The organism is Lysobacter sp. H21R4 (assembly GCF_015277535.1).
GTDB classification, from domain to species: Bacteria; Pseudomonadota; Gammaproteobacteria; order Xanthomonadales; family Xanthomonadaceae; genus Novilysobacter; species Novilysobacter ciconiae.
Window position 1 is genome coordinate 325,535 of sequence record NZ_CP063772.1, and the last position, 20,017, is coordinate 345,551.

Consider the following 20,017-nt stretch of genomic DNA (forward strand, 5'->3'; position numbering starts at 1 on the left):
GCGCATTGGCAAGATGCCGCCACGCCCGGCAGCACACCCACACGAGTTCTTCCCTTGATCGAGACCCCGCTGCTGTTGCTCCGCAATGCCGATGTGCACGCCCCCGCCCACCTGGGTTGGCAGGACTTGCTGATCGGCGGCGGCAGAATCCTGGCCATGCAGGCGTCAAGTGATGACGCCCCGTCGCCATCCGCCCATGCCACTGAGCTCGACCTGCAGGGCCGCCGCGTGCTGCCCGGCTTCATCGATGGCCACGCCCACATCACCGGCGGTGGCGGCGAGGCCGGCGCCCACACCCGCGTGCCGCCGGTGCCGCTGTCGCGCTTTACCCTGGCCGGAATCACCACCGTGGTCGGCCTGCTGGGGACCGACGACACCACCCGCTCGCCGCGTGAACTGGTGGCGACCGTCAATGGCCTGCGCAACGAGGGCCTGAACGCCTACGCCTACACCGGCGGCTACCACCTGCCGGTGGCGACGGTGACCGGCAGCGTGCGCGACGACCTGGCCTTCATCGACTGCCTGATCGGCGTCGGCGAGTTGGCGATCTGCGACCACCGCTCCAGCCAGCCGACCCGTGACGAGCTGTTGCGGGTCGCCGCCGATGCCCACGTCGGCGGCTTGCTGACCGGCAAGGCCGGCATCCTCCACCTGCACCTGGGCGACGGCTCGCGCGGACTGGCGCAGGTGCGCGAGGCGCTGGACGCCAGCGAGATTCCGGCGCGGGTATTCAACCCGACCCACGTCAACCGTCGTCGCGCGCTGTTCGAGGAAGCGCTCGAGCTTGCGCGCCGCGGTTGCACCATCGACATCACCGCGTTCCCCGTCGCCGCCGACGAGGACGCCTGGCCGGCCGATGAGGCGCTGCTGCGCTACCTGGCCAGCGGCGCTCCGGCCGAGCGGGTCACGATCAGTTCCGACGGCGGCGGCTGCCTGCCGGTGTTCGACGATCATGGCCGCATGCTGAGCATGGACATCGGCGCGCCGGACTCGTTGCACAGGTCACTCAAGGCGCTGCTGGCGCGCGGCGAATCGTTGGATCGCGTGCTGCCGGCGTTCACCAGCAACCCGGCGCGCCTGCTGCGGCTGGAACACAAGGGGCGGGTCGCGCAGGGCGCGGACGCGGATCTGTTGATTCTGGATGAGGACGACAATGTGAGCGATGTACTGATTTCCGGCCGCTGGTTTGTCCGCGATGGGCAGGCGGTCATCCGTGGCACCTTCGAGGGCGCGCGCTGATGTGCCCCAGTCCCGTGCCCGACGGCGTCGACCGCGGCTGGATCATCCCCATCGGGGGCGGCGAGGAGAAGGAAAGCAATCCGCAGATCCTCAAGCGCTTTGTCGACCTGTGCGGCGGCGATGCGGCCGACATCGTCGTGCTGCCCACCGCCAGTCGCCTGGTGGAAACCGGCGAGCGCTACGAGGCGTTGTTCTCCGGGCTCGGCGCGGCGCGGGTGACCACGATCGATTTCGACACCCGCCGCGACTGCAACGAGCCGTCGCGGCTGGAGCGCATCGCCCAGGCCAGCGGCATCTTCATGACCGGCGGCAACCAGCTGCGCCTGTCGACGATCGTCGGCGGGACGCCGGTGGCCAAACTCATCCGCGTGCGCAACGCCGAGGGCGTGCACGTGGCCGGCACCAGCGCCGGCGCGAGCTTCATCAGCGAGCACATGATCGCCTTCGGCGAGGAAGGTCCGACCGCGGTCGCCGGCGGGGTCCGCCTGGCGCCGGGACTTGGCCTGACCAACCGCTTCATCATCGACCAGCACTTTCGTGAGCGCGACCGGATGGGGCGCCTGATGACGGCCCTGGCCTACAACCCGTTCGCCGTCGGCCTGGGCCTGGACGAGGACACCGCAGCGTTCATCGGCCCCGACAACGTGCTGGAAGTCGAGGGCAGCGGCGGCATCACCGTGCTGGATGCCAGCGCGATCGGCTTCACCTCGATGGACGTGGTGGACGAGGGCCAGCCGGTGTCGATGCTGGGCCTGGTCCTGCACCAGCTGGTCGCCGGCAACACCTTCCATCTCAGTACCCGCCAGGCCTCGGCCGGGCGGTTGGCCCGCCAGAAGAGGTAAGCCCATGCGCATCCGCAATCGTTCGGTATTTCTCGGCCCCTCGCTGTACGCGCACTTCCCGGTCATCCGCCTGGAGCTCGACCTGGGCGCGCTGGAGGCATGGCCGACGGTCCGGCTCGGTGCGGAGTTCATCGACGGCCTGGTGGCCGCACTGCCGGGACTGGACGAACACGGCTGCTCCTACCGCCAGCCCGGCGGCTTCCTGCGCCGACTGCGCGAGGACGAGGGGACGTGGCTGGGCCACGTGCTGGAGCACGTCGCGATCGAGCTGCAGAACGTGGCGGGCGCCGACGTGACGTTTGGCAAGACCCGCGGCACCGGCGAGCCGGGCGTGTATTGGGTCGTCTACGAGTACCTGCAGAAGGACGAGGGCCTGGAGGCCGGCGAGCTGGCGATGCGCCTGCTGACCTCGCTGCTGCCTGAGGAACTGCGGACCCCCGGCATCCTGCCGCAGGACTGGGAGTGGACGGCGGCGCGCGACGGTTTCATCCGCTTCGCCCAGCGCCGCGCGCTGGGGCCGTCCACCAGCGCGATCGTCGCCGCCGCCGAGGCGCGCGACATCCCGTGGATGCGCCTGAACGACCGGTCGCTGGTCCAGCTGGGGCACGGCAAATACCAGCAGCGCATCCAGGCGACCGTCACCGGCAAAACCCCCCACATCGCGGTCGAACTGGCCGGCGACAAGGATGAAACCAACCAGATCCTGGGCGCGCTGGGCTTGCCAGTGCCGCGCCAGGAGCTGGTCCAGACCGAGGAGCTCGCGCTGCGTGCCGCGCGCCGGATCGGCTATCCCGTGGTGACCAAGCCCTTCAACGGCAACCACGGCCGCGGCATCTCCATCCACCTGACCAACGAGGCCGAAGTGCGCGAGGGCTTCCATCTGGCGCAGGCGGTCTCGCGCTCGGTGATCGTGGAGACCTTTGTCCCCGGCGATGACCACCGCCTGTTGGTGATCAACGGCGAGCTGGTCGCGGCGACCCGGCGCACGCCGGGCCACGTCATCGGCGACGGCCAGCACGACGTCGCCCAATTGGTGGAGATCGTCAATGCCGATCCGCGCCGCGGCGTCGGCCACGAGAAGGTGCTCACCCGCCTGGAGCTCGACGCGCAGGCGCTGACGATGCTGGAGCGCGTCGGCTACACGCCCGGCTCGGTACCGGCCGCCGATGAGGTCGTCTACCTGCGCTCCACCGGCAACCTGTCCACCGGCGGCACCGCCACCGACGTCACCGACATCATCCATCCCGACAACCGCGACATGGCGGTGCGTGCGGTACAGGCGATCGGCCTGGACGTGGGCGGGGTGGACTTCCTCACCCGCAACATCGCCGAGAGCTACAAGAGCGATGGCGGGGGCATCTGCGAGGTGAATGCCGCGCCGGGTTTCCGCATGCACGTCGCGCCCAGCGAAGGCGTCGCGCGCGATGTCGCCGGTCCGGTGGTGGACATGCTGTTCCCGCCCGGATCGCCCTCGCGGGTGCCGATCGCGGCGGTCACCGGCACCAACGGCAAGACCACCACCGCGCGGATGCTCGCCCACATTACCAAGATGGCCGGCTACACGCCCGGGCTGACCACCACCGACGGGGTCTACATCGACGGCCAGCGCACCGTGGAAGGCGACATGACCGGCCCGGTGTCGACCCGCATGGTGCTGGCCGACCCGCACATCGACATGGCGGTGCTGGAAGTCGCGCGCGGTGGCCTGCTGCGCGCCGGCATGGGCGTGCCCTACGTGGACGTCGGCGCCGTGCTCAACGTGGCGGCCGACCACCTGGGCATGAAGGGCATCGACACCCTGGAGCAACTGGCCGAGGTCAAGCGCATCGTCGCCGAGGTCGCCCGCGATTGCGCGGTGCTCAACGCCGATGATCCGATGGTGCTGAAGATGGCGGCCTACACCGATGCCGCCACCATCTGCTACGTCACCACCAACCCGCAGCACCCGCTGGTGCGCGAGCACATCCGCGCCGGCGGCCGCGCGTGCGCGCTGGAGGCCGGCATCAACGGTCAGATGATCACCCTGTACGACAAGGGCAGCCACATCCCCTTGCTGTGGACGCACCTGGTGCCGGCGACGCTGGAAGGGCGGGCGATGCACAACGTGCAGAACGCGATGTTCGCCGCCGCGATGGCGTTCTCGATGGGCATCAAGCTCGATGCCATCCGCCAGGGCCTGCGCACCTTCGACACCACGTTCTTCCAGGCACCCGGGCGGATGAACGTGTTCGCCGAGCATCCTTTCAAGGTCATCTTCGACTACGCGCACAACGCGCACGCGGTCGGCGCGATGGCCGACCTGGCCCAGCGCATGGAAGTGGCCGGTCGGCGCATCGTGGTGGTGGCCGGGCCGGGCGACCGCCGCGACGAGGATCTGCGCGCGATCGCCGATGCCGTGGCCGGCCGCTTCGACCACTACATCTGCCGCCGCGACGACAACCTGCGCGGCCGCGATGGTGACGAGGTGCCCCGCATTCTCGCCAAGGCACTCCTCGCCCAGGGCGTGGACGAGGCGCAGGTCAGCATCATCAACGAGGAGCAGGCCGCGGTGGATGCCGCGCTGCGAATGGGCGAGCCCGGTGACCTGGTGCTGATCTTCGCCGATGCGCTGGTCCGTTCGTGGAAGCAGGTGATCAAGTTCCAGCCCGAAGGCGAGCCGACGGCTCCACCCCGGTACGAAACGCCGGCGGCGCCAGAGCCTGCCGATGATGCCACGCCGACTTCCCTGGACGATTACGAGGAGCTGGTGCGCGATGAACGCGGCGTGCGCCTGGCACGCGAGGAGAACGACTGAACACCCCGCCGCCCCCGGTCGACGAGCTGTTCGACAGTTCCCGTCGCCTGACCGGACCGAACCGCTACTTCGCCGGCTGCGGCGCGGTGCTGGAGGTCTTCGAAACCTCGCCTGCGCTCTGCGCGCAGTGGGCCTCCGGCGTGCGGACCATGCGCGCCCGACTGGACTGGCCGGATGCGGAGGTGGTCATCGATATCCATCAGGCCGGCGCCGCGCTGGCGATGGCCGCGCCGCAGGACATGCTCTACACCGCCACCGAGGTCAACGAATGGGCCTGGCAGCGGGTCGCCCCCAACGCCGCGCGCTGCGCGCTGCCGCATGCGCCCGGACATCCCGCCAGCTGGGACGACCAGCTCGCGGGGCACACACTGCTGCATCTTGCCGCCGATGAGGCCAATCCGCGTGCGATGTCCCTGATGCAGGAAGCCGGTGAGCGCGCGCTGCCGGCCTTCTTCGACGACGACGGCCTGACGCTGGGCGCGGGCGAAGGCGGCCGGACCTGGGCGCTGGACGCGCTGCCGGCCGATGTGGCCTGGTCCGATCTGCACGACATCCCCACTGTCCTGGTGACCGGCTCCAACGGCAAGACCACCAGCGTGCGGCTGCTGGCCGCGCTGTTTGAACAGGCCGGCAAGACCGCGGGCTTCAACTGCACCGACGGCGTGTTTGTCGGCGACGCACGCGTTGCCCAGGGCGACTACTCCGGCCCCAACGGCGCCCGGCGGGTGCTGCGCGATACCCGCGTGCAGGCAGCGATCCTGGAAACGGCGCGCGGAGGCATCCTGCGCCGGGGTCTGGCCGTGCAGCATGCCCACGCCGGGCTGGTCACCAACGTCAGCGCCGACCATTTCGGCGAGTACGGCGTGCACGACCTGTCCGACCTGGCCGATGCCAAGCTCGTCGTCGCCCGGGCCGTGAACGCCGATGGCGTGCTGGTGCTCAATGCCGACGATCCGCTGCTGGTGGAGAAATCCGCATCGCTTGCGTGCCCGCTCGCGTGGTTCTCGTTGGACGATCACAATCCGGTACTGGTGGCGCATCGCCGGAGCGGCGGCGCTACCTGCGGAGTGGACGACGGCGTCCTGAAGCTGCGCGTGGACGGCCAGCGCCACCGCCTCGGCGAGGTGGCCGCGATGCCGCTGACCCTGGAGGGCAGCGCGCGTTACAACATCGCCAACCTGGCCGGGGCGGCGCTGCTGGCGGCAACCCAGGGCGTATCAGTGCAGGCCATTGCCACCGTGCTGATGCAGTTCGGCGGTTCGCGCGAGGACAATCCCGGCCGCCTGGAGCGCTGGCACATCCGCGGCGCCGACGTCCTGCTCGACTACGCCCACAACCCGGATGGCCTGGCTGGCCTGCTCGCGGTCGCCGCGCGGCTGCGGCAGCAACGCGGTGCACGCCTGGGCCTGCTGCTCGGCCAGGCCGGCAACCGCGACGACGATGCCATCCGCGACCTGGCCCGAACCGCGGCGGCAGTGCTGCCCGATCTGGTGGTGCTCAAGGACCTGGACGGCTACATCCGCGGCCGTCGCGCCGGCGAGGTGCCGGAGATCCTGCGCGCGCAGTTATTGCTGCAAGGCCTGCCCGAGTCGCGCCTGCAGACGATCCTGCCCGAGGTCGAGGCGGCGCAGGCGATCCTCGCATGGTCCCGGCCGGGGGACGTGCTGGTGTTGCCGGTGCACAACCTCACCGCTCGCGCGGAGCTGATCGAGTGGTTGCAAAGCAACGGCGGGGTGTCCGGCTAGTCGCTCCGGTCGGCGTTACCAGCTGTCTTCGAGCATGCGCGGCTGGCACGCCAGGTAGCCGCCGAAGGCCAGTACCACCAGCGTCCCGGTCAGGAAGGCGAAGGGCCACAGCCATCCCCCGCTGATCTCGTTCAACACCCCGAACAGCAACGGCCCGGCGCAGCTCAGGGCATAGCCCAAGCCCTGGGTGAATCCCGACAGGGCGGTCGAACCGGCGGGCGTGCGGGTGCGCTGGTTGATCAGCGTCAGCGCCAGCGGGAAGGTGCTCGGTCCCAAGCCGAGCAGCGCGACCCACAGCAGGGTCAGCGTCATTGGCGCCAGCAGCAGGCCGGTGAACGCGGTCAGGTGGAGCACGCAGCACGCGAGCACCACCGGGAACGGATTGCGCATGCGCACCGCCACCACCGGCATCACGAAGCTGCTGAGCAGGCCCAGCGACGAGTACACGCCGACCATCGTCCCGCCCAGCAGCGCGCTGCCGCCGGCGTCGGTCAGGATGCGGGGCAGCCAGGTGAACATGGAATAGGTCACCAGCGAGGTCATGCCGAACATCAACGCCATGCCCCAGGCGACCGGCGACCGCCACACCCGACCCGACGGCGGCGGCGCGGCAAACTCGGGCGCCTCATCGCCGGTGGCCACCGACCGGGCGTGGATCGCGGCCAGCGCGCGGGCCTGCGCGGAGCGGCCGTAGCGTTCCTGGTACAGCACGATCGCCCAGGGCAGCGCTGCCGCCACCGCAACCAGCGACCACGCTCCCAGCGATACCCGCCACCCCACCGCGTTCGCCACCGGCACCGCGGCCAGCGCCGGCAGGATCGTGCCCAGTTGCAGCAGGGTGATGTACATCGCGCTGATGCCGCCCACGCGGTCGCCGAAGTAGCGTTTGACCAGCGGCGGCAGCACAACGTTGCCGATGCCCATGCCCGACAGCGCAATCGCCGAGGTCAGCAGCAATTGCGTCGTGTTGTCGGCAAAGCCGCGCCCGAGCAGGCCGGCGGCGGCCAGCAGCATCGCCAGCAGCGCGGTGCGCTCCAGTCCCAGTCGATGGGCGATGGCGGGGGTGGCTACGCCGAACACCGCAAACGCCGCCGTCGGCACGATGCCGAACACCCCGGTCATGGTCGGGCCGAACTGGAAAGTCTCGCCCAACTGGTCCAGCAGCGGCGTCAGCGAGGTGACCGCAGTGCGCAAGTTGAGCGCGGCCAGGGCGATGGCGATCAGCACCAGGCCGCGTCCGCGCCATACCGGCAGAGGCGCGCCCGGGGCGACGGGGGCGGGGCGCGAGGCCGGATCGGGTGGGGTAGGACGGTCCATCTGCGCCTGCATTGCTGCCGAGGCGGTCACGCCATCGCGAACGGCATTATATCGGCGCTCGCAGGGCCGAAGCGTGCTCTTTCAGCCGTGTGGTTGCCTGCCTGCGCTATCGCCAACCCGCGGTGGCTTCTATGCTCGACGACCGACGCGGCTTGCAGCAGGACGAGTCACAGGATGGAAACGGAGGTTCAAACGCCGGCCTCGGAGAGCCTGTTCGCTCCGCGCTACCGCGCGCTCACGGTGGGATCGGTCGCGCTCATCGTGTTGTATGCGTTCGAGGCGCTGGCGGTGGCCACCGCGATGCCGGTGGTCGCCCAGGCGCTCGACGGCCTGCCGCTGTATGCGATGGCGTTTGGCAGCACGCTTGCCGCCGCGGTGGTGGGCATGGTCGCCAGCGGCCCCTGGGCGGATCGTCGCGGGCCGCGCGCCCCGCTGCAGCACGGCATCGCCTGGTTCGCGGTCGGCCTGGTCGTGGCCGGGCTCGCCCCGACGATGTGGGTGCTGCTGCTCGGCCGGGTGGTGCAGGGCTTTGGCGGCGGGCTGATGTCGGTCGCGTTGTACGTCGTGGTCGGGCGGGCGTACCCGCCGGAACTGCGCGCGCGGATCTTTGCCGCCTTCGCCGCCGCCTGGGTACTGCCGGCGATCGTCGGGCCGGCGCTCAGTGGCCTGATCGTGGAATTCCTCGGCTGGCGCTGGGTGTTCCTGATGGTGCCGCTCCTGGCAGGCCTGGCCGCGGCGATGGTGCTGCCGCCGCTGCGCGGCATCGGCCCGCTACCCGGTCACGCGTGCGCCGGGCGCGCCGGCAACCGGCAGCGGCTCGGCCTCGCCGGCGGCGCCGCGGGCAGCGCGCTGTTGCTCAGCTACGCCGGTCAGCAGCGCGGCTGGGTGGCCCTGGGCCTGATGGCGATCGCGCTGGCGGGGCTGCTGGCGAGCATGTTGCGGTTGTTGCCGACCGGCACCCTGCGCGCGGCCCGCGGCCTGCCCACGGTGATCGCGCTGCGCGGCATCGCCTCGGCCGCATTCTTCGGCACCGAGGTGTTCCTGCCGCTGCTGCTCACGCGAGAGCGCGGCCTCTCGCCGACCTTTGCCGGCATGGCGCTGACCGTCGGCGCGCTGGGCTGGTCGCTGGGATCGTGGAATCGCGGCCGGATGCATGCACCGGCTCCGGAGCGGGTGCTGCAGGCGGGCATGGCGCTGATGCTGGTGGGGGTGCTCGGCGTGTCCGCGGCGGTGCTGCCCTGGGTGCCGCTCGCCGTGGGCGTCGTCGGCTGGATCGTCGCCGGGGTGGGGATGGGCACGGTGTACCCGAGCCTGTCGATCCTGACCCTGGAGCTGTCGCCGCCCGAGCGCCAGGGCGCGAATGCCTCCGCGCTGCAGCTGTGCGATGCGCTGTTTACCGCCACCATGCTCGCCGTGGGCGGCTCGCTGTTTGCGCTGCTGCTGGGGCGCTCCACGCTGGCCGCCTACCTTGCGGGATTCGCCATTACCGTCAGCGTGGCCGTGCTCGGGCTGGCGCTGGCGCCGCGCGTGCTGCCCGCGCCGGCCTGCGGCCGGGACGACTAAAGATCCCTGCGTCCAGACCGATAGCATAAGGAAGCCCGGCCATCTGTGTGGCCGTTGGAGTAGCCCGTGCGCCCGGTTGCAGCAAGCGATGTAGAGCTCGGTTCGCCACTGATGTGGTCGGTATATGACCGCGACCGCAAGCTGCTGTTCGTGGAAGGAATGGTTCTGGCGAGCCAGGAGCAGCTCGACGTCGTGCTGGAGCGCGGCATGGTGGTGCCGGACACCGATGCCAACGCGGGTGTGCTGATCGACGGCTATGAGCACCCCGCCGGCGACGGGACCGACCCCGACGCCGCCGAGGCGGAAACCGACGACGTTCTCGCCGACGACGCGCCGCCGGAACCGCCGGTATTCCGCGAGATGCAGCTGCTCCGCCATGAACTCGCGCTCGTGCACCAGCACCTGCTGCTGGGCAGCGGTGAGGACCTGGGCGACCAGCTGCTCGCAATCGCCGAACGGCTGCGCGCCCTGGTGGCCCGCGATGCGGATGCGGCGCTGGCCGCGATGCAGTTGGAGGTCACCGACGATTGCCACGTTGCGCGCCAGCTGCACGCGGCCACCCTGTGCGAACTGCTGGTGCGCTCGCGTGACTGGGACGAGCAGGAGAGCCTGTCGGTGATAGCCGCGGCACTGAGTTACGACGTGGCCCTGGGGCCGGTCGCGGGCGCGATGAACAAGCAGCAATCGGGGTTGTCGGCGGAGCAGCAGGCGGTCGTCACCGGCCATCCGCAAGCCAGCGTCGAGTTGCTGCAGCTCGCCGGGGTGGCCGATCCGGTCTGGCTGGTGGCGATCCTGCAGCACCACGAGCGCATCGACGGCAGTGGCTACCCCAATCGCCTGTCAGGCGACGCGATCAGTCGCGCGGCGCGGAAGCTGGCGATCGTCGACATCTACTCGGCGATGGTCCGGCCACGTGCCTATCGCGAAGCGGTGCACGCCCGGCACGCCCTGCGCAGCCTGTTCCTGGAGCGGGGCAAGGCGGTGGATGAGACCCTGGCCAGCCTGCTGGTGCGGGAGATCGGCGTATTCCCGCCAGGCACGCCGGTGCGGCTGGCCAATGGCGAGGTGGGGGTTGTCCTGCGGCGTGGGCGCGGCGCGTCGCATCCGGTGGTCGCGCGCTTGATCAACGCCAACGGCACCCTCGCCGCATTGGCGGCGCAGCGCGACACCGCGATGGAGGCGTACGCGATCACCGAAACCGTGCCGCCGCGCAAGTACGCCGCCCTGGTGGCCAGCGCCAGTGAGCTGTGGTGCAGCGACCGCGCCGTACTGCGCCCGTAGTAGCGTCCACCGTGGTCAGCATGACGACCCCTGCACGAGGCCGCGTGGCACGATGCCCGGTACGCCTTCTGCCCGGAACACGACGATGACTGCCCACGACCCGGAATTCGATCCCGACGACAACTTCGCCAACAGCCTGGAGCCTGGCACCGGCGTGGACCTGGAGTCGGCGGACACCCGCGAGGCGCTGGTCTGGCAGCTGTTGCTGCTGATCAATCCGGGCGATGAGGAGTCGGCGCTGCAGCAGTTCTCCGCCTATCGCGAGGCGCTGGAGGCCGCCGGCCCCGACGAGGTCGAACCGCTGTGGCTGCTGAAGGACCTGATCGACTGGAAGTCGGGGTTCTTCGTCGACGAGGATGACGCGGTCTCCTTTATCGACACCATCACCGAGCTGGCGGCGCGCTGGAACGTGGTGGTCGACTGGGGCGTGGAGGATGCCAGCGACGAGGACTTCCTCGCCGAGGCCGAGGTGCCTTCGCTCATGGCCGTCGCCGCCGACCGCCTGCGCGAGTACGGCTACAGCCTGTGGACCTGGAACACGGCCAGCGGACCGCATGGCGAGGAAGGCGTGCATGCCGGCTGGATCACCCTCTCCAGCGACGACGAAGCGATGCAGGAAGTCGCCCAGGCGCTGGAGATCGAAGTGCGCCCGGCCAGCGACCCGTTCTGATTGCCCGATGCCGTAAGCGCTTGCCGGGCGGCGCGCCAGCCCGGCCACCCGACAGGGTTTACGGTTCGTCGCGGCGGTCGCCGTACCACATCTCCAGTTCGTCCCTGGAGTGCAACATCCGCCGCCCCCGCCACAGGAAACGCCCCAGCAAACGCAGCTGGTAGCCCAGCGAATGGGTGCGCAGCTTGCGCGCCGAGGTCATCACCACCTCGTGCACGATCACCAGCCGGCCGTGCCGGGCCAGCGCGCGACCCATCGCCACGTCCTCGCCGGCGTAATAGCGCTCATCAAAACCGCCGATCGCCTTGAACGCGGCGCGCGTGCAGAACAGGCTGCAGCCTGGTGTCACGCCCACCAGGCGGAACACGTGGATCATCAGCCACTGGCCGATGCGCTCGTGCAGCCGCGTGGGTCCGATCAGCTTCACGCCGGCGCCGCCACCGGACGCACCCCCGCGCAGCGCCCGCAGAGCCGCTGCCAGATAGTCGGGATTGATCAGGGTGTCGGCGTCGATGAAGAACAGCCAGTCGCCGTTTGCGGCATGCCCGCCGCTGTTGCGCGACGCGGCGATCTGGCGGTGGTGCACCTGCACCACGCGCGCGCCGTGCTCGCAGGCGATGCCCGCGGTGTCGTCGGTGGAGGCGTCATCGACCACGATGACCTCGTAGTCGGCGCGCAACTCGCGCGCGCTGGCGTGGATCGCTTGCAGGCACGCGGCGATCAGGCGCTGCTCGTTGTGCGCGGGCACGATGAAGCTCAGGTGCGGATCGTCTGCCATCCGGCGATGGTGGCACGGGGCCGCGGGAGGGCTTGCGAACGCCGCTTCCATCGCTGGCATGCGGGGCTGCCGGCGCCACGTACGGCTTGCAGAACGCGTTTCTGTTAAGGTTGAGGATTGGAATTGCGCGGTCCTCGCTGCATCTTCGCCCATCGTGGCGCTAACGGACCGTTTTTGCGGCGTTGCCCGTTCAGGTGTTGCTTCCCTGTCGCGGTCCCGCAGCGTGGCGTCGTAGTGGCACCGCCGGTGCACCAATCCGACGCGGCCTGCCGTCCTTCCGCCTTGCATCCGCCGTCGTCACTTATCGGAGAAGTCCTTGGCTGTTCCCGCGTTCGAGTTCAACCAGCTGCAATCGTCCACTGTCTTGCTGCTGCTGCTGGCCTTCTACGGCGGGACCTTCCTGATCTCCACGCGCATCGGCCGACGCAAGGAAAACGTCGACGGCTACATGACCTCCAGCAGCCAGGTCGGCTTCGGCGTATCGGCCGCCAGCATGACCGCGACCTGGATCTGGGCGGCCTCGTTCTACGCCGCAGCGACATCCGGCTACAAGTACGGTATCTCCGGGCCGATCCATTACGGGCTGTGGGGCGCGCTGATGATCCTGTTCATCTACCCCTTCGGACGCCGCTTCCGCGCACTGGCACCCGAGGCGCACACGCTGGCGGAGATCATGCATGCGCGCCACGGCCGCTCCAGCCAGCTGATCCTGGCCGGTTCCAACATCGTCGGCAGCGTGATCAGCCTGATGGCGAACTTCACCGCCGCCGGCGCGCTGGTCGCGATGCTCTCGCCGCTGGATTTTGTCCACGGCGTGCTGATCGCCGGCATCGGCACCCTTTCCTACACCCTGTGGTCTGGCTTTCGCGCCTCGCTGCTGACCGACGTGGTCCAGGTCGCGGCGATGATGGGCTCGGCGGCCTTGATCATCCCGCTGGTGTTCTTCAGCGCCGGTGGCACGGAGATCTTCACCCAGGGCTGGGAGCGGATCAGCGCCGAGCAGTCCACGTTCTTCTCCAAGCAGGCGTTCCTGGAGCAGGGCGCGCCGTACTTCGTCGCCGTTCTGGCCTACGCCATCGGCAACCAGACCATTGCCCAGCGCCTGTTCGCGGTGCGCGAGGACCTGATCAAGCCGACCTTCCTCGCCGCCACGGTCAGCTACGGCGCGACGGTGATCGGGCTGGGCATGATCGGGGTGTTCGCGCTGATGATCGGCATGAGCCCGGCCGACGGCGACCACAACAACCTGATCCCGCAGATGGCCTCGACCTACCTGTCGCCGTTCGTGGTCGGCATCTTCTTCATCATGGTGATCGGCTCGCTGTCCTCAACGGCCGACTCGGACCTGTCGGCGCTGTCCTCGATCATGATGACCGACATCTACGGCAAGAACCTCGCCCGCGGCAAGGTCCGTCCGGCGACGATGCTCTGGGTCGGGCGCATCACCATGATCGTGGCAACCACCGCCGGGCTGATCTTCGCCAGCTTCCGCATCGACATCCTCGACCTGCTGGTGTTCGTCGGCGCGCTGTGGGGCTCGATCGTGTTCCCGGTGATCGCCAGCGTGTACTGGAACAAGGTGACCAACCGCGCGTTCACGGTCGCCGTCGCGGTGTCGCTGGTGTTCTTCATCGTCGCGCGCTTCCAGCTGCTGCCGATCGAGGGTGCGCTGGCGATCCTGCTGGAGGTCTTTGCCGCGCTTGGCGCCGGCGTCGTGCTGGGGCTGATGGCGTTCGGCTTCTTCGGCAAGCGCACCGGGCTGACGGTCGGGGTGGTGGCCGCGCTTGGACTGGTGGTGCCGATGCTCGGTTTCCTGCGTGACTACCCGGTCCTGCTCGCCTCGCTCAACGCCTACGGCGTCAGCACGCTGGTCTGCTCGGCGCTGAGCATCGGCAACCACAAGCCCTTCGACTTCAACCTGATCGCCAAGCGCGTGACCGCCTTCCAGGACGACGAGCCTGGCACGGTGGCGGCCGCGTCCGTATCCGACCGCTGAGGAGACACGCCATGCGTGACCTGCTGATGACGTTGTATGTGCTGATATGGCCGGCGATCGTGCTGGTGATGATGGTGCTGATGGGCGTGGGGCTGTACCGCGACACCCGCGCGGCCAAGCGCAGTGGTGACGAACTGGTCTGACGCACGTCGCGGGCACTGCCGGCTGGTTACGATCGACGCTCACGATCAACGCTCACGATCGACGCTCACGATCGTGTCCTACGATCGACCCTCGTCGCCAACCGCCCGGAAGCCCGCGTGCCCCCGATCATCTCGATCCAGCAAGTCACCAAGACCTACGCGTCGGGCTTCCAGGCGCTCAAGGGCATCGACCTGGAGATCCGCCGCGGCGAAATCTTCGCCCTGCTCGGCCCCAACGGTGCCGGCAAGACCACCCTGATCAGCATCGTCTGCGGCATCGTCAATGCCAGCACCGGCAGCGTGATCGCCGACGGCCACGACATCGTGCGCGACTACCGCGCCGCGCGGGCCAAGATCGGGCTGGTGCCGCAGGAGCTGTCGACGGACGCGTTTGAAACCGTGTGGGCGACGGTGCGCTTCAGCCGTGGCCTGTTCGGCAGGCCGCCCGACCCGGCGCACCTGGAAAAGGTCCTGCGCCAGCTGTCGCTGTGGGACAAGCGCGACAGCAAGATCCTGACCCTGTCGGGCGGCATGAAACGCCGCGTGCTGATCGCCAAGGCACTCGCACACGAGCCCTCGATCCTGTTCCTGGACGAGCCTACCGCCGGGGTGGACGTCGAGCTGCGCCACGACATGTGGGAGATGGTCCGCGGCCTGCGCGAGCAGGGCGTCACCGTCATCCTGACCACGCACTACATCGAGGAAGCCGAGCAGATGGCCGACCGCATCGGCGTCATCAACCATGGCGAGCTGGTGCTGGTGGAGGACAAGCACGTGCTGATGCGCAAGCTTGGCAAGAAGCAGCTCACTCTCGTGCTGCAGGAGCCGCTGGCCGCGCTGCCGGCGGCGCTGGCCGGCCTGCCGCTGGAGTTGGCCGAAGACGGCTCCGCGCTCATCTACACCTTCGACGCACAGGGCGAGGCGACCGGCATCGCGCCGCTGCTGCGGCAACTCAACGCGTTGGGGATCGACTTCAAGGACCTGCACTCCAGCCAGAGCTCGCTGGAGGACATCTTCGTCAGCCTGGTCCATTCCGACAGCGGCCGCCGGCGCGAGGTGCGGCCATGAACCTGCACGCGATCCGCGCGATCTACCGCTTCGAGATGGCGCGCACCTTCCGTACCCTCGCCGAGAGCATCATCTCGCCGGTGCTGTCGACCTCGCTGTACTTCGTGGTCTTCGGCGCGGCGATCGGCTCGCGCATGGGCGACATCGACGGGGTGGGCTACGGGGCCTTCATCATTCCCGGGCTGATCATGCTGTCGCTGCTCAACGAGAGCATCTCCAACGCGTCCTTTGGCATCTACATGCCCAAATGGTCGGGCACGATCTACGAGCTGCTGTCGGCACCTGTGTCCGCGGTGGAGGTGGTGATCGGCTACGTGGGCGCGGCGACCACCAAGTCGGTCATCGTCGGCTTCCTGATCCTGGCCACCGCGCGGGTCTTCGTGCCCTACGAGATCGCGCATCCGGTGTGGATGCTGTGCTTCCTGCTGCTGACGGCGGTGAGCTTCAGCCTGTTCGGTTTCATCATCGGGCTGTGGGCCGATGACTTCCAGAAGCTGCAGGTGATCCCGCTGATGGTGATCACGCCGCTGACCTTCCTGGGCGGGGCGTTCTACTCGATCAACATGCTGCCGCCGGTGTGGCAGAAGATCACCCTGTTCAACCCGGTGGTGTACCTGATCAGCGGCTTCCGCTGGAGCTTCTACGGCGTCTCGGACGTCAATATCGGCATCAGCGTGGCGGCGATCGGCACGTTCCTGGCGCTGTGCCTGCTGTCGGTGTGGTGGATATTCCGCACCGGCTGGAAGCTGAAGGCATGATCCTGGCGACGATCCAAGCCAACCCGGTGCTGGGCGCCCTGTGCGGCGGGCTGATCGCCGCAGCGGCGACCGCACTGGGGACATTGCCGGCCTGGTTCTCGCGCGGCATCGGCGAGCGATTCCAGGACGCGCTGCTGGGCTTCGGCGCCGGCGTGATGCTGGCCGCGAGCGCGTTCTCGCTGGTCCTGCCCGGACTGCAAGCGGCGGGGGAAAGCGGCCTGGGACCGTGGCGTTCCGGGTTACTGGTCGGTGCGGCGATCCTGGCCGGCGCGCTGGCGATCATGCTGATGGAGCGCTGGGTGCCGCACGAGCACTTCATCAAGGGGCCGGAGGGCCCGTCGCCGGCGCGGATGAAGCGCGCATGGCTGTTCGTGTTCGCGATCTGCCTGCACAACCTGCCCGAAGGGCTGGCGATCGGTGCCGCGTTCGCGTCCGGCCACTCGCACGGCGTGCTGCTGACCACCGGGATCGCCATCCAGGACCTGCCGGAGGGGCTGGTGGTGGCGATCGCGCTGATGGCGGTCGGCTATGACCGGACGCGCGCCGTGCTGGTGGGCGCCGGCTCGGGGCTGATCGAACCTGTCGGCGCGGTGCTGGGCGCGAGCGTGCTGGTCGCAGCGCCGCTGCTGCTACCGGTCGGCCTGGGCTTCGCCGCCGGGGCGATGCTGTTCGTAGTCAGCCACGAGATCATTCCCGAGTCACACCGCCAGGGGCACGAGCAGCACGCGACCTCGGGATTGATGGTCGGCTTCGTGCTGATGATGCTGCTGGACACCGCGCTGGGCTGAGCCCGGCGGCGGACGGGACGGCAAGGGCTAGGCGGCGGCAACCGCCAGCGCGCGCTGGATCTCCTCCAGGCGCCGGCCGCGGGTCTCGACGCCGTGGCGCGCCAGCACAAGACCGGAAACCGCCATTGCCAGGGCGATCGCCAGCGCCGACAGCGCGACATGCTCGAACAGCCCCAGCACGCCCAGGCCGGCGCCCAGGATGCCGCCAAACTTCGAGCTGGCCGCGATCATCCCCGCGCCGGTGCCGCGCACCGCGGCCGGGTAGATCTCAGCGGCATACGGAATCAGCATCGCAATCACCCCGCCGCTGCTGACCAGCAACGCGGCCGTGGCCAGCGTGGTCGCGGCGACCGAGCGCAGCCCGCCCAGGTCTATCACCGCGAACGCCGCCAGCGCCAGCGCGGTCAGCGCGATGAACGCCACCAGCGACCGGATCGTGCTCCAGCGGTGGTAGAGCCACACCACCGGGCCAATGCCCGGCAAGGCCAGCAGGGCCGACTGGGCGAGCAGCGCGCTGGCGGCGTCCGCGTCCACGCCGAGCCTGACCAGGTTGACCGGCAGCCACAGCACGAAGCCGAACGTCACCAGGCCCCAGCCGATCCCGCACATCGCCAGCCCCGCGCCGATGCGGGCGTGCGCGCCGCGCAGAAGCGTCCCCGCGGCGGCCGGGTGGCCGGTCGCCTCGACCGCGGCGACAGGCGCTTCGGCAGCATCGCCCTTCGCCACAGGCACCGCGCCGGAAAACTGCGCGAGCACCGCACGCGCCTGCTGCGGCAGGCCGACCGCGGAGAGGAAGCGCGGCGATTCGGGGATGAAGCGGTTGAGCAGGATGATCAGCGCGCCCGTCGGCAGGCCCAGCAGCCATAGCGCGCGCCAGCTGAACATCGGCTCCAGCCAGGTGGCCGCCGCGGCCGCGGCCAGGTAGCCGGCCGACGTGCCAATGCCGCCGAGCGCGACCAGCAGCCAGCCGCGGTGCGCGGTCGGAATGATTTCCGCCATCAGGGTGAAGGTGATCGGCAACAGGCCGCCGGCCGATGCGCCCATCAGGAAGCACATCGCCAGGTTCCAGCCAAACGCCGGCATCGCCCCGCAGATGGCGGTGCCCATGAACATCAGCGCCGACAGCAGGATGGCCGCGCGGCGGCCGTACGCATCGGCCAGCCGGCCCCACACCAGCGAGCCCACCGTCGTGCCCATCAGCGCGACGAGCGCGAGCCAGCCGGCTGATCGGGTGCTGATGCCGTACTCGGCGGTAAGGCCCGGGATCACGAAGCCGGTAGTGGCCGGCTTCATCACGTCCACCGTCAGCGCGACCACCAGCACCGCCACGACTTTCCAGTGTTCGCGGTTGAGGGCGACCGAATCGGTGAGATGGAACTGCACCGCCTCGCCAGCGGGCAGCAGGTGGCGCATGCGCCCCAGCCGCGGCATCAGGCCATGGAAGGCCAGACCCAGGCCCAGCGGGATCAGCGCCATGCCGGTCAGCATCCAGCCGTCCATCGGCATGCCGACCATCTGCCAGCCGGTGTGCCGGCCCATCAGGAACATCGGCAGGTGCGAGAGCACGCCGGCAACCAGCAACGTGCAACCCGCCCAGAAAGCGAGCGGGTGGTGGAAGGACATTGCGCCGGGCTTCACCCGCAGGGCTCGTCGGATCGGTTCCGGGACCTATTCGTCCCCGCTGCCGGTCGCGGTGTCCAGGAAGTAGGGCTCCACGGTGCCGCTGAACTTCATCGTCATGGCGTTGCCGCGTCGGTCACGCGACTTGCCCACCGGCAGGCGCACCCAGCCTTCGCTGACGCAGTACTCCTCCACGTTGGTCTTCTCCTCGCCGTTGAAGCGGATGCCGATGCCGCGCTCGAACATCGCCTCGTCGTGATAGCGGCTGCGCGGGTCGGTGGCGAGGCGATCGGGTGGGGTGTTGGGGTCGGTCATGGCGGCGCTCGTTGGTCTGGAGATGGAGTGGCGCACAGCAGGCGCCGGTGCACAGGATAATGGTCGCGAGGCCTGCACGGCATCATGTCGCCTTGTGCCAGCCCGCACGGGCCGCGAACGCGGCGGCGCTTCTGAACGGCGGGTCGGGGCCGGGTACGAACCTGTTGCAATCCCGGCGCGCTGGCAGTACGGTGCGCTTTGCTGTTTGCCAGGGTCACCGTGAATCGTGGCCCGATGCTGTAGATCCCAGATCCGCTACATCGTTGCACCTCGCTTACTCCTTGCAACCAGCATCTCGCCGCATTCGTGCGGTACTTCAAAAACACTGTTCCAAGGAGCAAGAAAATGTCAGACCGCGAAACCGGTACCGTCAAGTGGTTCAACGATGCCAAGGGCTTCGGCTTCATCTCCCGTGAGAATGGCGAGGACGTGTTCGTTCACTTCCGCGCGATCCAGGGTCAGGGCTTCAAGTCCCTGCAGGAAGGCCAGAAGGTCAGCTTCACCGTCACCCAGGGCCAGAAGGGCCTGCAGGCTGACGCGGTAGAAGCCGTCTAAGCACCGATCAACTGCAGTCGCCTCGGCGATCGCACGCGATAAAAGGGAAACCCGGCTTCGGCCGGGTTTCTTTTTGCCTGCGGTTTTTGCCTTGGGTTTCCCCCCCGGGGTTTTGACCGCCGGAGTCAGTGGCCGGGCGCCGGTGCGGGTTGCGCCTCGGGATCCAGCCGGCGGACCAGCACGATGCGGTCCAGCCAGACGTCGGTATTGGCCACGCTCTCGGGCTGGTACATCGCCGGTTGCACCAGTCGCACCGTCGCGTTGGTGCCCTCGCTCCCGTCGGGGCCGAAGAACAGCTGCGCGGACGGGCGGGCAACGACGATGCCCTCGATCTCCTCGCCGTCATCCATCAGCAGGCTGACGTGGGCGCCGCCGGGAAGCAGGTCGATGCGTTCCTGCAGCCGGGCAATGGCGGACGGCTCGGTGTGGATGCGCGGCGCGTTGCGGGACATGGCGGACTCCGTCTGGATCGGGCCTCGACGCTAACGCTGCGGGCGGCAATGCGCGGTGAAGCGGCCCGGCCGCATCCAACCGCCGGGTCGCGT

General features: G+C 69.2%; 18 protein-coding genes. 13 read left to right on the forward strand and 5 right to left on the reverse strand.

The features are described from left to right. Positions 1-54 precede the first annotated feature (54 nt). The 4 genes from iadA (at position 55) to INQ40_RS01410 (ending at position 6,620) form a co-directional block, all read left to right on the forward strand. Positions 55-1,239 carry a beta-aspartyl-peptidase gene (iadA, locus tag INQ40_RS01395; protein WP_228482072.1) on the forward strand — a complete coding sequence of 395 codons (1,185 nt, stop codon included), beginning with the start codon at positions 55-57 and terminating at the stop codon, positions 1,237-1,239. Continuing rightward, complete coding sequence (locus INQ40_RS01400; protein ID WP_194341200.1) at positions 1,239-2,081, forward strand: cyanophycinase; 843 nt, start codon at positions 1,239-1,241, stop codon at positions 2,079-2,081. The genes iadA and INQ40_RS01400 overlap by 1 nt, the downstream gene beginning before the upstream one ends. Positions 2,082-2,085: 4 nt before the next feature. Further along, on the forward strand, positions 2,086-4,875 hold the full coding sequence (cphA, locus tag INQ40_RS01405; protein WP_194341201.1) for a cyanophycin synthetase: 2,790 nt from the start codon (positions 2,086-2,088) through the stop codon (positions 4,873-4,875). Between the two features lie 149 nt (positions 4,876-5,024). Next, positions 5,025-6,620: a Mur ligase family protein gene (locus INQ40_RS01410; protein WP_228482073.1), complete on the forward strand. Its 1,596-nt coding sequence runs from the start codon at positions 5,025-5,027 to the stop codon at positions 6,618-6,620. 15 nt (positions 6,621-6,635) lie between these two features. Here the strand turns inward: INQ40_RS01410 and INQ40_RS01415 are convergent, their stop codons facing one another. Next, positions 6,636-7,937 (reverse strand): MFS transporter, encoded by a 1,302-nt coding sequence (locus INQ40_RS01415; RefSeq protein WP_194342351.1) that lies wholly within the window; start codon positions 7,935-7,937, stop codon positions 6,636-6,638. A gap of 174 nt (positions 7,938-8,111) precedes the next feature. On the opposite strand from INQ40_RS01415, the gene INQ40_RS01420 reads away from it, so the two are divergent. The 3 genes from INQ40_RS01420 to INQ40_RS01430 all read left to right on the forward strand — a co-directional run bounded on the left by INQ40_RS01420 (position 8,112) and on the right by INQ40_RS01430 (position 11,451). Continuing rightward, the gene (locus INQ40_RS01420) at positions 8,112-9,500 is read left to right on the forward strand and encodes an MFS transporter (RefSeq protein WP_194341203.1); all 1,389 of its coding nucleotides are present in this window, start codon (positions 8,112-8,114) and stop codon (positions 9,498-9,500) included. 66 nt (positions 9,501-9,566) lie between these two features. After that, positions 9,567-10,781 (forward strand): HD domain-containing phosphohydrolase, encoded by a 1,215-nt coding sequence (locus tag INQ40_RS01425; protein ID WP_194341206.1) that lies wholly within the window; start codon positions 9,567-9,569, stop codon positions 10,779-10,781. Positions 10,782-10,866: 85 nt separating this feature from the next. Next, the gene (locus INQ40_RS01430) at positions 10,867-11,451 is read left to right on the forward strand and encodes a hypothetical protein (RefSeq protein ID WP_193985590.1); all 585 of its coding nucleotides are present in this window, start codon (positions 10,867-10,869) and stop codon (positions 11,449-11,451) included. A 58-nt stretch (positions 11,452-11,509) separates the two neighbouring features. Here the strand turns inward: INQ40_RS01430 and INQ40_RS01435 are convergent, their stop codons facing one another. Then, positions 11,510-12,229, reverse strand: coding sequence for a glycosyltransferase (locus tag INQ40_RS01435; RefSeq protein ID WP_194034851.1), 720 nt, complete (start codon positions 12,227-12,229; stop codon positions 11,510-11,512). A gap of 316 nt (positions 12,230-12,545) precedes the next feature. Between INQ40_RS01435 and INQ40_RS01440 the strand changes: the two genes are divergently transcribed. From INQ40_RS01440 to INQ40_RS01455, 5 genes are all read left to right on the forward strand, one after another. Then, a complete protein-coding gene (locus tag INQ40_RS01440; protein WP_228482074.1) occupies positions 12,546-14,225 on the forward strand; it encodes a sodium:solute symporter family protein in 1,680 nt (559 codons plus the stop codon). Positions 14,226-14,236: 11 nt separating this feature from the next. Next, on the forward strand, positions 14,237-14,368 hold the full coding sequence (locus INQ40_RS12990; RefSeq protein ID WP_228482075.1) for a putative transporter small subunit: 132 nt from the start codon (positions 14,237-14,239) through the stop codon (positions 14,366-14,368). Between the two features lie 117 nt (positions 14,369-14,485). Continuing rightward, on the forward strand, positions 14,486-15,436 hold the full coding sequence (locus INQ40_RS01445; protein ID WP_194341208.1) for an ABC transporter ATP-binding protein: 951 nt from the start codon (positions 14,486-14,488) through the stop codon (positions 15,434-15,436). Then, entirely contained in the window at positions 15,433-16,194 is a 762-nt protein-coding gene (locus tag INQ40_RS01450) for an ABC transporter permease (protein ID WP_194341210.1), read from the forward strand. Before INQ40_RS01445 ends, INQ40_RS01450 begins: the two co-directional genes overlap by 4 nt. After that, positions 16,158-16,982, forward strand: a complete 825-nt coding sequence (locus INQ40_RS01455) for a ZIP family metal transporter (protein WP_228482076.1) — start codon at positions 16,158-16,160, stop codon at positions 16,980-16,982. The genes INQ40_RS01450 and INQ40_RS01455 overlap by 37 nt, the downstream gene beginning before the upstream one ends. Before the next feature lie 27 nt (positions 16,983-17,009). Here the strand turns inward: INQ40_RS01455 and INQ40_RS01460 are convergent, their stop codons facing one another. Further along, on the reverse strand, positions 17,010-18,605 hold the full coding sequence (locus INQ40_RS01460; protein ID WP_228482077.1) for an MFS transporter: 1,596 nt from the start codon (positions 18,603-18,605) through the stop codon (positions 17,010-17,012). A gap of 45 nt (positions 18,606-18,650) precedes the next feature. Beyond that, positions 18,651-18,917 (reverse strand): DUF3297 family protein, encoded by a 267-nt coding sequence (locus tag INQ40_RS01465; RefSeq protein ID WP_194341214.1) that lies wholly within the window; start codon positions 18,915-18,917, stop codon positions 18,651-18,653. Positions 18,918-19,262: 345 nt separating this feature from the next. Between INQ40_RS01465 and INQ40_RS01470 the strand changes: the two genes are divergently transcribed. Beyond that, positions 19,263-19,472 carry a cold-shock protein gene (locus INQ40_RS01470; protein ID WP_043958777.1) on the forward strand — a complete coding sequence of 70 codons (210 nt, stop codon included), beginning with the start codon at positions 19,263-19,265 and terminating at the stop codon, positions 19,470-19,472. A 125-nt stretch (positions 19,473-19,597) separates the two neighbouring features. On the opposite strand, the gene INQ40_RS01475 is transcribed toward INQ40_RS01470, so the two are convergent. Then, a complete protein-coding gene (locus INQ40_RS01475) occupies positions 19,598-19,924 on the reverse strand; it encodes a DUF3247 family protein (protein WP_194341216.1) in 327 nt (108 codons plus the stop codon). Between the last annotated feature and the right edge of the window lie 93 nt (positions 19,925-20,017).